Source organism: Kribbella pratensis, from assembly GCF_004365355.1.
Classification (GTDB): Bacteria; Actinomycetota; Actinomycetes; order Propionibacteriales; family Kribbellaceae; genus Kribbella.
On record NZ_SODP01000001.1, the window covers coordinates 2,216,060 to 2,229,155 of the forward strand.

Below are 13,096 nucleotides of genomic sequence, written 5' to 3' on the forward strand. Positions count from 1 at the left end.
CTCAGCGCTTCTTGTTCTTCTGGCGGGCCCGGATCTGGACGTGCACCGGGCTGCCGACGAAACCGAAGTCCTCGCGCAGGCGGCGCTCGATGAAGCGCTGGTACGACGCCTCGATCTGGCCTGAGGTGAAGATCGCGAAGGTCGGCGGCATGGTCGTGGCCTGGGTCCCGAACAGGATCTTCGGCTGCTTGCCGGAGCGGACCGGGTGCGGATGGGCGGCAACCATCCGGCCCAGGAACGCGTTCAGCTGACCGGTCGGGACCCGGGTCTGCCAGCCCTCCAGCGCGGCCTCGATCGCGGGCACCAGCTTCTCCATGTGCCAGCCGGTGAGCGCGCTGATGTTCACCCGCGGCGCCCAGCGGAACTGCACGAGGTCGCGGTCGATCTCGCGCTCCAGGTAGTAGCGCCGCTCCTCGTCCATCAGGTCCCACTTGTTGTACGCGATCACGAGCGCCTTGCCGGCTTCCTCGACCGCGTTCATGATCCGCAGGTCCTGCTCGGTGATCGACTGGGAGGCGTCGATGACGACCACGACCACCTCGGCCCGCTCGATCGCCGCGTTGGTCCGCAGGGAGGCGTAGTACTCGTGGCCCTGGGAGTTCTTCACCTTGCGCCGGATGCCGGCGGTGTCGATGAACCGCCACTCCTTGCCGCCGAGCGTGATCAGCTCGTCCACCGGGTCGACCGTGGTCCCGGCGACGTCGCTGACGACGACCCGGTCCTCCTTGGCGACCTTGTTCAGCAGGGAGGACTTGCCGACGTTCGGCTTCCCGACGATCGCGACGCGCCGCGGTCCGCTGAGCTCGCCGTCGCGCTCGGGTGGGGCCTCGGGCAGCGCAGCGAGCACCGCGTCCAGCATGTCGCCCGTGCCGCGGCCGTGCATCGCGGAGACCGGGAACGGCTCGCCGATGCCGAGGCTCCACAGGTTCATCGCCTCGGACTCGACGCGCTGGTCGTCGACCTTGTTCGCGGCGAGTACGACGGGCTTGCCGGACTTCCGCAGTACGCGGACGACCGCTTCGTCGGCGTCGGTGATGCCGACCACGGCGTCGACCACGAACAGGACCGCATCGGCCGCGTTGATCGCGACCTCCGCCTGGGCCGCGACCAGGGCGGCCATGCCGACCGCGTCCGGGTCCCAGCCGCCGGTGTCGACGACCGTGAACTCCCGGCCGGCCCAGTTGGCGTCGTACGACACGCGGTCCCGGGTCACGCCCGGGGTGTCCTCGACGACCGCCTCGCGGCGGCCGATGATGCGGTTGACCAGCGTGGACTTGCCCACGTTCGGCCGCCCGACGATCGCGAGCACCGGGAGCGGGCCCGTGTCCTCACGGTCGTGCGTCGGTACTTCGGTGGGCAGGTCAGTCATCAGGGTCCTTCTCGTCTCGCCAGCCCGGAAGAGGATGGCCGGTTTCTTCGACGGCCGCCTTCACATGGGCGCGCAGCACGTCGCCGATGTGGTCGGCAACCGCCTGTACGTCGGAATGTCTCCTAGGAAAGGGTACGCGGTCGACGGCGAACGGTTCGCCATACACGACGTCGACCCGGCTCCCGGCCGGTGGATGACCCTCCACGCTACCCAACGGCAGGCGTGTCCCCATCAGCGCCACGGGGAGGATCGGGGCCCCGGTGACCATCGCCAGGTACGCCACGCCGATCCGGATCCGGCTGAAATCGCCCGGTCCGCGGGTGCCCTCCGGGTAGATGTTCAGCACCCGCCCGTCCCGCAGCACCTGGATCGACCGCCGGACGGCGAGCATGTCGTACGACGACCTGTCGACCGGGATCTGGCCGATCCGGCGCAGGAGCGCGCCCTGGAGACCGCCGAAGACCTCGATCTTGCCCAGCTGGTGCAGCATCCGCGGCGCGATCGCGCCGAGCAGTGGCGCGTCCAGCAGACTCAGGTGGTTCGGCGTCATCAGCAGCGGACCGGTCAGCGGGAACCGGTCCTCATGGTGGATGGTCAGGTTGTACTTGCGCCGGAAGTACGGCCGCGCGAGTTTCCGCATCGGCAGCGCCATCCGGTACGGCAACGGCGGCAGATCATCTGTGCGGGGCAGATCCTTGTGCCCGGTAACTTCCGCCGTCATCGATCCTGGCCTTGAGGGACACTCTCCTTTGCCAGTCGGCTGATCGCGTCGATGACCTCCTCGAGGGTCATGTACGTCGAGTCGATCGTGACAGCGCCGTCGGAGGCGACTTGGAACTCCGACACGGTCGAGTCGTCGGCGTCGCGCCGGATGATCTGGTCCCGCAGCTGCTCAGCGGTCAACGAGCCGACCTCGGCGCCGCGGCGCGCCATCCGGGCCTCCTGGTCGGCGGTCAGCAGCACCTTCAGCTCGGCATCGGTCGCGACCACGGTGGCGATGTCGCGGCCCTCGACCACGATCCCGCCGGACGGTTGCGCGTTGTCGATGACGGCCCGCTGCCGCCGGATCAGCTCCTTGCGCACCTCGAGGTTGGTGGCGATCTTCGAGACCACCTCGCTGATCCGCGGCTCCCGGATCGCGGCCGTGACGTCGGTGCCGTCGGCGATCACGAACTGGTGGCCGGGGTCGGTGCTGATCTCCAGGCGCAGGTCCCGGGCCCGCTGCGCGACCGCGGCGGTATCGTCCAGATCCAGCCCGTGCTCGACCGCCGACCAGGTCACCGCGCGGTACATCGCCCCGGTGTCGAGGAACCGCAGTCCGAGCCGGGTGGCCACTCCGCGGGCGGTGCTCGACTTACCGGAGCCGCTCGGGCCGTCCACAGCGATGATCATGCCCCGAAGATTACCTTCGCAGGGGGACAGAATTACCGGTGGACCACCCAACCACGGTCGGTCAGCACATCGACAAGTTGGTCGACCGAGGCGGGTTTGACGGCGAGCTCGACCTCACCGACCGGGCGGCCGGGGCTGTGGTCGATGCGGAGGTCCTCGACGTTGGCGCCGGACTCGGCCGCGTCGGCGAACAACTTGGCCAGCTGACCGGGCCGGTCGGGGATCGTCACCAGGACCGTGACCAGGTCGATGTGTGGCGTACCGTGCTTGCCGGGGACCCGGACCGCGCCGGAGACGCCCTGGCCGAGGATCGCGGTCAGCTCGTCGCCGGCCTCTTCCTTGCCTAGGGCAACGAGGAGGCGGTCGAGCTCGCCGCGGATCTGCTCCAGCAGGCCGGTCAGCGCGCCCGAGTTCGCGGACACGATCTGGGTCCAGAGCGTGGGGTCGCCGGCCGCGATCCGGGTGACGTCGCGGACTCCCTGACCGGACAGCTCGAGGTGGGACGACGGTGCGTCGGCCAGCGTCCCGGCAGCCAGCGCGGACATCAGGTGCGGCAGGTGCGACACGCGAGCGACGCCGAGGTCGTGGTCCTCGACGGACATCTCGACGGTACGGGCGCCGGCCGCCTCGGCAAGCCGGCGTACCAGGTCGACCGCGTCCGGAGAACTCGTCTCGTGCGGCGTGATCGCCCAGGTGGCGCCGTCGAACAGGTCGGCACGTCCGGCGAGCGGACCGTTCCGCTCGGAGCCGGCCATCGGGTGGCTGCCGACGTACCGGCTGAGGTCGCCGGTCAGCCGGCGGGCGTCGGCGAGCGGCTTGGACTTCACGCTGGCCGCATCCGTCACCACCGCGTCGGTCTGCTGGAGTTGCTCGGCCACCACCGCGCCGACATGGTCCGGCGGTACGGCGACCACGACCAACTGCGGCTCGATCTGGACCAGGCGGGAGCCGGCACCGATCCGCTCGGCCATCAGCGCGTTGTCCGGGTTCCCGTCTACGAGCTCCACGACGACACCCAGTCGGGCCAGCGCCAGGCCGATCGACGTACCGATCAATCCGGTGCCGACGATGCGAACAGGACCCCGCAATTCGGTCACTGGGCGCCGGTCAGGTCTGGGCGGAGGGCCACGGCGCCGTGGAGGTAGACGTGCTGGATCTTGTCGCGGGAGCGTGAGGTCTCGGTGTGCACCATCAGGCGGACCACGCGGGGCAGCGCGTGCGGGACCGGGATCTCCTGCATGCACATCAGCGGTACGTCGGTCAGCCCGATCTGCCGCCCCGCGACGGCCGGGAACTCCGAACGCAGGTCCGACGTGACGGTGAACAGGATGCTGATCAGATCCTCGTTCTCCAGATCGTTCGCCTCCAGGACCGCCTTCACCAGCTCCGCGGACCGCTCGAGCAGGTGCTCGCGCTCGTCCACGTCCAGCTGGGTGGCACCCCGGATCGCGCGTACCGCCACGTGCTCGCCTCCATACTTCGTTACCGGTTGGTCTCCGGTTCGTCTCCCCCAACCCTAGGCCAGAGTAGTCAAGGAGTGGACAGCCGTCTCGGATCGTGCACGGCGCGAACGGGTGCGGCCGTCAACCCAGCTGGGCCGCGGCGGCATCGACCGTCTGCTCGAGCAGGAGCGCGATCGTCATCGGCCCGACGCCGCCCGGGACCGGCGTGATCAGGCGGGCCACCTCGGCCGCCTCCTCGAAGTGCACGTCGCCGACGTTGCCCTCGTTGTAGCCGGCGTCGACCACGACCGCGCCCGGCTTCAGCCAGTCGCCGCGGACGAAGTTCGCCTTGCCGACCGCGGCGATCACCACGTCCGCGGTCCGGACCAGCTCGGGCAGGTCCCGGGTCCGCGAGTGCGCGTAGGTCACCGTCGCGTTCGATGCCAGCAGCAACATCCCGGCCGGCTTGCCGAGGATCGGGCTGCGGCCGATCACGACCGCGTGCGCGCCTTCGAGCGGTACGTCGTACGCCGCGAGCAGCCGCATGATCCCGCCGGGCGTCGCTGAGTGGAAACCAGGTTCACTCGCGTCGTTGAGGGCCATCGCCGCGAACGACAGCATCGTCACGCCGTCGACATCCTTGGCCGGGTCGATCGCCTCGAACGCGGCCCGCTCGTCGATCTGCGCCGGCACCGGGTGCTGCAGCAGGATCCCGTGCACCTCCGGGTCATCGGACAGCTTCCGGATCTCCGCGACCAGCTCGTCGGTCGTCGTCGCGGCCGGCAGGACGACGCTCCGGGAGGCGATCCCAGCCTTCTTCGACCGGTTCTGCTTCATCCGCACGTACGTCGCGGACGCCGGATCGTCACCCACCAGCACGGTCGCCAGGCACGGCTGCACGCCGTACTGCTCCTGCAGCGCAGCGGCACGCTCCGCCGCCTTGGCCACCATCTCGGCGGCCAGGTCGGTCCCGATCATCAGCTCGGCAGTCATCTGCGCACTCCTCCTCGTCAAAGGGTGCCCAGGCGCGCGGCGAAAGCCGGATGGCAGACCGTTCCCCGGTGGTCGTCCACCTCAGCGCCAGTCGCGGTCCGCCCTCAGGATACCGACCCGGTCGCCTGGGCTACGAATGCGTCGGCCACCCCGTCGCCGATCCGGAGCGGGACCTTGCTGTGCGGGAGGCGGACGTCGCGGATCTCATTGGCCTGCGTGATCAGGTGTTCGATCTCGTCGCGGGCGGTCGCGACGTCCGAGGCGTTGCCCTGCGCCTGTGCCTCGAACACGCGCAGCGCCTGCCGCAGCGCGCCGCCCCAGTAGAACGAGGCGTCCAGCCAGGAGTCGGTCTCGGCCTCGAACTCCGGGTCGACGACACCGCTGCGGATCTGCGCGGACGCGTTCTCGATCGCTTCCAGGTATGGCTCGAGGTCAGCGATCGCGCCGGCCAGATCGCCGTCGTCCCAGGTCGCCTTGAAGGCCGCGATCTTCGACGCCAGCACCGGCGCGTTGATGAGATGCAGCTTCCCGTCGTACGTCGTCAGGTCCGCGAACACCTCCAGCGCCGCGATTGTCGCCGCGTCTCCCCCGGCACGCTCGGCGATCGCACGGTGCCAGGACGCGTCGGCGTCGTACGTCGCGGGCTTCCAGCCGAACTCGGCGAACGAGTACAGGGCGAGCTTGCTGACCGCGGCCTGGTTCATCGGGTTCGAGATCACACCGACGACGTGCTCCGCGAGTCCGGGTTCGCGGCCCGTGTACGCCGCGAGCAGGATCCGGCCGTGCGCGTAGTCGTTGACCGGGTAGTCGTCCCAGATCAGGATGTCGTGCCCGAACACCGCTTTCGCCGCGGCCGCTTGTTCGCTCGTGATCCGCTCCGGAACGACCGCAGTACCGGTCCAGTGCACGATCACGGCCGGATCGAGCTGCTCCCGCAGCGCCTGCTTGTACGGCGTCTCTTCGAGGTCGTAGTACTCGGTCGGGACCATCTGCAGCGGAGCGACGTCCGGCTTGGTCGCGATCCACTCCCGCTGGACGCGGTTGCACAGGTCGGCCTGCGCGGCCCCGGCCGCGCCGCCACCCGTGCCGTACTTCGTGGCGTCCTCGTCGGAGTGCCACTTCTCGTACTCGATGTCGTCGAGCGGCACGTTGAACACCCTGACGCCCAGCGCGTACAGCGCCTCGAACTTCGCGATCAGCGCCTGGAAGTCCTCGTCGGAGGTGTAGGCGATCGACAGCCCGGGCGAGAGCGCGAAGGTGAAATCGACCTTGTTCCGCCGAGCCCGCTCGATCAGCTCGCCGAGTTCGGCCAGCTTGTCGGCCGGGTACGGGTCGCGCCACTGCTCGCGGTGGTACACGTCGTCCTTCGGCGCGTACTGGTACGTGTTCATCTTGTGCGCGCCGAGATAGTCCAGGTGGTCGAGGCGGTCCGCGTGCGACCACGGCGTGCCGTAGAAGCCCTCGATCGAGCCGCGGTACGCCAGCGTCGGCCAGTCGCGGATCTCGACGCCATCCATATGGCCGACATCGTTGCCCTGGACAAGCTGGTCCAGGGTCAGCGCGGCGTAGTACGTGCCGCGGGTGTCAACGCCGTCGAGGACGATGCGGTGGTCGCCGACGGCAACGACGTACCCCTCGGCCGGCAGGCCGGTGGCCGGTTCGACGCCGAGGCCAGTGCCGCCGAGGTGGACCGTCACCGCGGCCTCGCCGTCGACGATCGTGTTCACGCCGGCCCGGGTCAGCGTGTCCCGGACGATCCGTTCGGCATCGGGATCGGTGGTCGGCCCGTGCACCAGGCCGACCGTGGCACCGAGGTCGAACCCGTCCGGACGGGTGCTGGTCTGTTGAGCTTCAGGGGTCACGCCCCTATCCACTCAGCGCGCGGACCCGCCCGTCAAGACACCCGGGTCAGCTTGAGGACCGGGATCGTGCGGATGCCGGCCGCACGGACCTCGTACTCCGCGAAGCCCGGGTAGCGTTTCGCCTGCTCGGCGTAGATCCGGTCGCGCTCGGCGCCGGTCACGTCCTCGACGGACACCTTGTACGTCTCGGTGCCGACCTCGACGACGCCCTCACCGGCGGCGACCAGGTTGCGGTACCAGTCCGGGTTCGTCGGCGCGCCGCCCTTGCTGGCGAACACGTAGATGACACTCGGGTCGGTCTCGTCGGCCAGGTACATCGTCGGGGCGATGAACTCCTGCCCGCTCCGACGGCCGACGTGATGCAGAAGCACCATGGGCGCACCCTCGAAGTTGCCGCCGACCTTGCCTTCGTTCTCCCGGAACTGGGTGATGACGTTCGCGTTCCAGTCGCTCATATCGATTCCTCCGCAGATTTTCTAGAGCAAGCCTGCGTGGTCCAACGCGAGATAGGCCGCATCAATTCCGGTCATCGCACCCGGCGTGCGCAGCTCGGCACGGAACGCGTCCACGGACAGCTCGACCGGCACGCAGTCCTCGGCCTCGTCCAGCTGCTGCTTGCCGTCCGGGCGGCAGCCGCGCGCGATCGCGACGTACTTGCGGAACGTCGACGAGGCGCCGGACCACTGCCAGCCGACGACGTCGAGCGTCTCGCAGGTGTAGCCGGTCTCTTCCTCGAGCTCCCGCGCGCCGGCAACGGCCACGTCCTCTTCGGGCTCGACCAGACCGCCCGGGAGGTTCGTGACCACGCTGTCGGGGCCGGCGCGGAACATCCGGATCGTGACGATCCGGCCCTCCGGGGTCAGCGGCAGGACGGTGATCCCGGACGTGATGCCGGCCTCCGGCCCGAAGACGTCCCACTCGACCTCGCGGCCGTCGGGCATCCGGTAGCGCCGCAGCCGGACGGTGAGGAAACGCTGGAAGCCTGGCTCCTCGCCGAGCAACTCCCACGGAGCGGGATCGGCGGGCCGAGACGACACCCGAGACGACCCTTGAGACGGCCCGTGAGACGGCTCAGCCGCCACGTTGTCGGTGACGGCTGAGGTCTCGTGCTGGTCCGTCACAGGGGACGGTTGTCGTCGGGATCTTCCGGCGGAGCGATCGGTGCATCATCCGCCGGCGGGGCGACCGGTGTGTCGCCGTCCGACGCGCCGGTCTCCGCCGTGTCCGTCTTCTCGCCCGCGTCGGCCGGCTCAGTGGCCTCCTCGGCGGGGCGGGACTCGGACAGGATGCGGGCCAGCGTCTCCTCGGAGATCCGCTTGAACTTGCGCACCTGGGTCCGGGTCCGGTCGAGCACCGCGACCTCGAGCTGGTCCGGGGTCAGCTGCCGGACCTCGGTGCCGTCGTGGCCGAGAGCATCGACCGCGAGCCGGAGCGCACCCGCGAGCGAGATGCCCTCGGAGTAGTGCTCGCCGATGTAGTCCGCGACCTGGTCGGCCGGGCCGCCCATCACGGCGTACCCCTGCACGTCGGCGATCGAGCCGTCGTACGTGAGCCGGTAGACCTGGTCGTCGGCCGGGGCCGCGCCGATCTCGGCGACCAGGATCTCGACCTCGAGCGGCTTCTCGCCGCCGGAGGAGAAGATCGCGCCGAGCGTCTGCGCGTACGCGTTGGCCAGCGCCCGGCCGGTGACGTCACGCCGGTCGTAGGAGTACCCGCGCATGTCGGCCAGCCGCACGCCGGCGATCCGCAGGTTCTCGAACTCGTTGTACCGGCCGACGGCGGCGAACGCCATCCGGTCGTAGATCTCGGCCACCTTGTGCAGCGCGGGCGAGCGGTTCTCGGCCACGAACAGGATGCCGTCGGCATATTGCAGCGCGATCGCGCTGCGGCCCTTGGCGATGCCTTTCCGGGCGAAGTCGGCCCGGTCCCGCATCAGCTGCTCGGGCGAGACGTAGAACGGAACGCTCATCGAAGGTGTCGTCCTCTTATCAGTCGAAAGGCGGGGATCAGGTCAGGGACGTCGCGGCCGGGCCGTCGGGACGCCGGTGCCGTTGGCTCCAGGCCGCGTCGACGAGCGCCGCCACCTCGTCCTCCGGCAGCCGCCGGTAACCGTCCGCGGTGACCACGCCGACCACCGGGAAGATGCGCCGGAGCATGTCCGGGCCGCCGGTCGCCGAGTCGTCGTCGGCCGCGTCGATCAGCGACTGGATCATCACCGTCACGCAGTCGGTCTCGGACAGGTCCTCGCGGTACAGCTTCTTGAGCGCGCCGCGGGCGAACAACGAGCCCGAGCCGACGCTGTAGAAGTGGGTCTCCTCGTACCGACCGCCGGTCGGGTCGTAGGAGAAGATCCGGCCGGCGTTGATGTCGTGGTCGTACCCCGCGAACAGCGGCACCACGGTCAGGCCCTGCATCGCCATCGGCAGGTTGCCGCGGATCAGCGCGCTGAGCCGGTTGGCCTTGCCGTCGAGGCTCAGTGTCGCGCCCTCGAGCTTCTCGTAGTGCTCCAGCTCGACCTGGAACAACCGGACCATCTCGATCCCGAAGCCGGCCGAGCCGGCGAACGCGACCGCCGAGTACTCGTCGGCCGGGAACACCTTCTCGATGTCACGCTGGGCGATGATGTTGCCCATCGTGGCCCGCCGGTCGCCGGCCATGATCACGCCACCGGGGAAGGTGGCCGCCACGATCGTCGTACCGTGCGGGACTTCGCTGGACAGGTCGCCCGACCCCAGGGCCCGTCGTCCCGGCAACAGGTCGGGCGCATGCCCGGCCAGGAAGTCCATGAACGACGAGCCACCTGGGGTCAGGAAGGCTTCCGGCAACCGGCCGGAGGCATCAGAAGTCATCGAGCGGTTCACTCCCCACCCTTTTGCACGAATCCGCGGACGAACTCCTCGGCGTTCTCCTCGAGCACCTCGTCGATCTCGTCCAGGATCGAGTCGACGTCCTCGTCGAGTCGCTCTTTGCGCTCCTGGACGTCCTCGGACGCCTCGACCTGCTCGACCTCTTCCTCGGTCGACGAACGCTTGGACTGCTTGTGCTGCTGTCCACCGTCTTTCGCCATGACACACACCTCCTAGAACCGCCGACTGCGTCGGACGCCCAACCGACCCTCCGCAGTGCTTTCTCTATATGGCGACCCTACCCGGCGGCGCCCCCAGTAATGGTGCGAACCAGGTCACTGGCGGTGTCGCATTGGTCAAGAAGTGCGCCGACATGCGCTTTGGTGCCCCGCAACGGGTCCAGCGTCGGGATCCGTTGCAGTGACTCCTTACCCGGCAGATCGAAGATCACCGAGTCCCAGGAGGCAGCCGCGACCTGCGGTGCGTACTGCTGCATGCAGCGGCCGCGGAAGTACGCCCGGGTGTCGGTCGGCGGGTGCGCGACCGCCATCCGGATCTCCTCGTCGGTGACGATCCGCTGCATCCGGTTGGATTTCACCAACCTGTAATACAGGCCCTTGTCCGGGCGCAGGTCGGCGTACTGCAGGTCGATCAGGTGCAGCTTCGGGTCGTCCCACTCGAGGCCGTCGCGGTCGCGGTACTGCTGGAGCAGTTTGTACTTCGCGACCCAGTCGAGCTGGTCGGACAGTTTCATCGGGTCGATCGCGAGCTGGTCGAGGATCTGCTCCCACCGGTGCAGCACGTCCTTGGTCTGCCGGTCCGCGTCGTCGCCGTACTTGTCCTCGACGTACTTGCGGGCCTGTTCCAGGTACTCCGCCTGCAGCTGGACGGCGGTGATCTTGCGGCCGTCCTTCAATGTGAGCAGGTGCGTGCAGGACGCGTCGTGGCTGACCTCGTGCAGCGCGGACACCGGACGGTCGACACCCAGGTCGTCGGTCAGCCAGCCGTCCTCGATCATCGCGAGCACGAGCGACGTCGTACCGACCTTGAGGTACGTCGAGATCTCGGACAGGTTCGCGTCGCCGATGATCACGTGCAGCCGGCGGTACCGATCCGGATTCGCGTGCGGCTCGTCGCGGGTGTTGATGATCGGGCGCTTCAGCGTCGTCTCCAGGCCGACCTCGACCTCGAAGTAGTCGGCCCGCTGGCTGATCTGGAAGCCGTGCGCCGCGCCGTCCTGGCCGATACCGACCCGGCCGGCGCCGGTGACCACCTGACGGCTGACGAAAAACGGCGTCAGGTGCCGCACGATCGACGCGAACGGCGTGGACCGGCGCATCAGGTAGTTCTCGTGCGAGCCGTACGACGCGCCCTTGTTGTCGGTGTTGTTCTTGTACAGGTTCAGCTGGGGGGCGCCGGGGATCAGCCGGGCCTGGCGCGCGCCCTCCATGATCACCAGCTCGCCGGCCTTGTCCCAGACCACCGCGTCCCGCGGGTTCGTGGTCTCCGGAGCGGAGTACTCCGGGTGGGCATGGTCGACGTACAACCGGGCGCCATTCGTGAGGATCACGTTCGCCAGGCCGGTCTCCTCGTCGGTGAGCTGGCTGGAGTCCGCCACCTCCCGGCTCAGATCGAAACCTCGCGCGTCACGTAGCGGGTGCTCCTCGTCGAAGTCCCACCGCGTCTTGCGCGCGAGCGGCTGCGTCTGCGCGTAGCCGTTCACCACCTGGCTCGAGGTCAGCATCGGGTTGGCCCCGGGCTGGCCCGGCACCGAGATCCCGAACTCGGTCTCGGTACCCATGATCCGCCGAACACTCATGCGAACGAGCCTACGCGGTACCGACGACTAAAGGGGTTGCTGTGTCCACAGGGTTACGTGTGCCGCCCATATGTGAGACTGCGCGCGTGGACGAATTGGTGGCGATCCTGGACGACGACAACCAGGTCACCGGAGCCGTGCCACGGTCGGTGATGCGGCGCGACAACCTGCGGCATTCCGCCACCGGCGTAGTCGTCCGGAATACGGCCGGCGAGATCTACGTGCACCGCCGTACGCCGATCAAGGACGTTTACCCGAGCCATTACGACTTCTCCGCCGGCGGAGTCGTCGCGGCCGGTGAGGACCCCTTCCACGCCGTCGTACGGGAGTTGGAGGAGGAGCTCGGGATCTCAGGCGTCGAGCTGACCCGGTTGCCGGAGGGCGACTACGCCGACGACCACACGCGCTACCACGCGTACCTGTACACCTGCGTCTGGGACGGCCCGGTGCGGCACCAGCCGGAGGAAGTCGAGTGGGGTGCGTGGATGTCCCCCGCCGAGCTTGTCGCCAAGCTGGACGACCCCTCGTGGCCGTTCATGCCGGACGCGGTCGGCCTGCTCGGTGCGTACGTCCGGAGCCTGGTGTGACGATCCTCGAGGGCTGGGACAGCGAGGCGTGGATCGAGGGTCCGTGGATCCACCGATCCCCGCGACGGCCCGCGGTGCGGCCGCGCCTGCTGGCCGAGGCGACGCTCCTCCCCTGGCTCGCTCCCCAACTACCTCTGCCGGTCCCGGTGCCTGAGCTGACAGACAACGGCGTACGGCACCTGATGCTCCCCGGCTCACCCTTCACCAACGGCGGTACGGCGATCGGCCGCGAGCTGGGCGCCTTCCTCAAGGCCCTGCACGGCGTGGACCCGGTCGAAGCGGTCGCTCGCGGCGCTCTGGACGCCGCCACAGCGGATGCGGAGAAGGCGAGCTTCCTGGAGGACTGCAGGACGCAGATCGTGCCGCTGCTCCCCGCAGAGGCCCGGACTCGAGCACTGGAGTTGCTCGCCCGCGTGGCCCGCGTCCGCACGTCGCTCATCCATTGCGACCTCGGCCCCGATCACATCCTCATGACCGACGGCCGGATCACCGGCATCATCGACTGGACCGACGCAGTGATCGGCGACCCCGCCCTGGACCTGTGCTGGCCCCTCACCGGCGCCCCAGCTGCCGTCCAAGCCGGTCTGCTGGAGGTCTACCAACCCACCCCTCACCAGGTCGAACGCGCTCACGACTGGGCTCGCCTCTCCCCCTGGTACGGCGTCCACCGCGGCCTGCTCATCGACCTGCCCGACGACGTCACGGACGGGCTGCGAGACATCCTGAACCGGCTCTGATGCAACCATCCATCCGGTGGCCGGTCACTAGAGAGTGTGAAGATCACCC

Annotated in this window: 15 protein-coding genes and 1 riboswitch; of the genes, 2 read left to right on the forward strand and 13 right to left on the reverse strand. The window is 69.0% G+C overall.

Annotated elements, in window-relative coordinates:
* Position 1: 1 nt before the first annotated feature.
* The 13 genes from der to dop all read right to left on the reverse strand — a co-directional run bounded on the left by der (position 2) and on the right by dop (position 11,723).
* On the reverse strand, positions 2-1,369 hold the full coding sequence (gene der, locus EV653_RS10515) for a ribosome biogenesis GTPase Der (RefSeq protein ID WP_134100811.1): 1,368 nt from the start codon (positions 1,367-1,369) through the stop codon (positions 2-4).
* Positions 1,362-2,090, reverse strand: a complete 729-nt coding sequence (locus tag EV653_RS10520) for a lysophospholipid acyltransferase family protein (RefSeq protein ID WP_134100814.1) — start codon at positions 2,088-2,090, stop codon at positions 1,362-1,364. The genes der and EV653_RS10520 overlap by 8 nt, the downstream gene beginning before the upstream one ends.
* Positions 2,087-2,761, reverse strand: coding sequence for a (d)CMP kinase (gene cmk / locus EV653_RS10525; protein WP_134100817.1), 675 nt, complete (start codon positions 2,759-2,761; stop codon positions 2,087-2,089). Before cmk ends, EV653_RS10520 begins: the two co-directional genes overlap by 4 nt.
* A 32-nt stretch (positions 2,762-2,793) precedes the next feature.
* On the reverse strand, positions 2,794-3,858 hold the full coding sequence (locus tag EV653_RS10530) for a prephenate dehydrogenase (RefSeq protein ID WP_134100820.1): 1,065 nt from the start codon (positions 3,856-3,858) through the stop codon (positions 2,794-2,796).
* Complete coding sequence (aroH, locus tag EV653_RS10535) at positions 3,855-4,223, reverse strand: chorismate mutase (protein WP_134100823.1); 369 nt, start codon at positions 4,221-4,223, stop codon at positions 3,855-3,857. Before aroH ends, EV653_RS10530 begins: the two co-directional genes overlap by 4 nt.
* 121 nt (positions 4,224-4,344) lie before the next feature.
* Positions 4,345-5,196 (reverse strand): bifunctional 5,10-methylenetetrahydrofolate dehydrogenase/5,10-methenyltetrahydrofolate cyclohydrolase, encoded by an 852-nt coding sequence (locus EV653_RS10540; RefSeq protein WP_134100826.1) that lies wholly within the window; start codon positions 5,194-5,196, stop codon positions 4,345-4,347.
* Between the two features lie 19 nt (positions 5,197-5,215).
* Positions 5,216-5,301: riboswitch (ZMP/ZTP riboswitch) on the reverse strand.
* Positions 5,301-7,058 carry a beta-N-acetylglucosaminidase domain-containing protein gene (locus EV653_RS10545; RefSeq protein WP_238159669.1) on the reverse strand — a complete coding sequence of 586 codons (1,758 nt, stop codon included), beginning with the start codon at positions 7,056-7,058 and terminating at the stop codon, positions 5,301-5,303. It overlaps the preceding riboswitch by 1 nt.
* A 32-nt stretch (positions 7,059-7,090) precedes the next feature.
* Positions 7,091-7,513 (reverse strand): nitroreductase family deazaflavin-dependent oxidoreductase, encoded by a 423-nt coding sequence (locus tag EV653_RS10550; RefSeq protein WP_134100833.1) that lies wholly within the window; start codon positions 7,511-7,513, stop codon positions 7,091-7,093.
* A 21-nt stretch (positions 7,514-7,534) separates the two neighbouring features.
* Positions 7,535-8,095, reverse strand: coding sequence for an NUDIX hydrolase (locus tag EV653_RS10555; protein WP_134100836.1), 561 nt, complete (start codon positions 8,093-8,095; stop codon positions 7,535-7,537).
* 80 nt (positions 8,096-8,175) lie between these two features.
* Positions 8,176-9,027, reverse strand: a complete 852-nt coding sequence (gene prcA, locus EV653_RS10560) for a proteasome subunit alpha (protein ID WP_134100839.1) — start codon at positions 9,025-9,027, stop codon at positions 8,176-8,178.
* A 37-nt stretch (positions 9,028-9,064) separates the two neighbouring features.
* Positions 9,065-9,907, reverse strand: a complete 843-nt coding sequence (gene prcB, locus EV653_RS10565; protein ID WP_134100842.1) for a proteasome subunit beta — start codon at positions 9,905-9,907, stop codon at positions 9,065-9,067.
* Between the two features lie 8 nt (positions 9,908-9,915).
* Positions 9,916-10,125: a ubiquitin-like protein Pup gene (locus tag EV653_RS10570; RefSeq protein ID WP_134100845.1), complete on the reverse strand. Its 210-nt coding sequence runs from the start codon at positions 10,123-10,125 to the stop codon at positions 9,916-9,918.
* A gap of 77 nt (positions 10,126-10,202) precedes the next feature.
* Positions 10,203-11,723: a depupylase/deamidase Dop gene (gene dop / locus EV653_RS10575; protein WP_134100848.1), complete on the reverse strand. Its 1,521-nt coding sequence runs from the start codon at positions 11,721-11,723 to the stop codon at positions 10,203-10,205.
* An 86-nt stretch (positions 11,724-11,809) separates the two neighbouring features.
* Here dop and EV653_RS10580 point away from each other — a divergent pair, with 86 nt between their 5' ends.
* Together EV653_RS10580 and EV653_RS10585 are read left to right on the forward strand one after the other, a co-directional pair.
* A complete protein-coding gene (locus EV653_RS10580; RefSeq protein ID WP_134100850.1) occupies positions 11,810-12,310 on the forward strand; it encodes an NUDIX hydrolase in 501 nt (166 codons plus the stop codon).
* Positions 12,307-13,047, forward strand: a complete 741-nt coding sequence (locus EV653_RS10585) for a phosphotransferase (protein ID WP_166679337.1) — start codon at positions 12,307-12,309, stop codon at positions 13,045-13,047. The genes EV653_RS10580 and EV653_RS10585 overlap by 4 nt, the downstream gene beginning before the upstream one ends.
* The last annotated feature ends 49 nt before the right edge of the window (positions 13,048-13,096 follow it).

Coding starts and splice junctions, on each gene's coding strand:
- der (WP_134100811.1), bottom strand. CDS start 1,369: ATGACTGACCTGCCCACCGAAGTACCGACGCACGACCGTGAGGACACG.
- EV653_RS10520 (WP_134100814.1), bottom strand. CDS start 2,090: ATGACGGCGGAAGTTACCGGGCACAAGGATCTGCCCCGCACAGATGAT.
- cmk (WP_134100817.1), bottom strand. CDS start 2,761: ATGATCATCGCTGTGGACGGCCCGAGCGGCTCCGGTAAGTCGAGCACC.
- EV653_RS10540 (WP_134100826.1), bottom strand. CDS start 5,196: ATGACTGCCGAGCTGATGATCGGGACCGACCTGGCCGCCGAGATGGTG.
- EV653_RS10550 (WP_134100833.1), bottom strand. CDS start 7,513: ATGAGCGACTGGAACGCGAACGTCATCACCCAGTTCCGGGAGAACGAA.
- prcA (WP_134100839.1), bottom strand. CDS start 9,027: ATGAGCGTTCCGTTCTACGTCTCGCCCGAGCAGCTGATGCGGGACCGG.
- prcB (WP_134100842.1), bottom strand. CDS start 9,907: ATGACTTCTGATGCCTCCGGCCGGTTGCCGGAAGCCTTCCTGACCCCA.
- EV653_RS10570 (WP_134100845.1), bottom strand. CDS start 10,125: ATGGCGAAAGACGGTGGACAGCAGCACAAGCAGTCCAAGCGTTCGTCG.
- dop (WP_134100848.1), bottom strand. CDS start 11,723: ATGAGTGTTCGGCGGATCATGGGTACCGAGACCGAGTTCGGGATCTCG.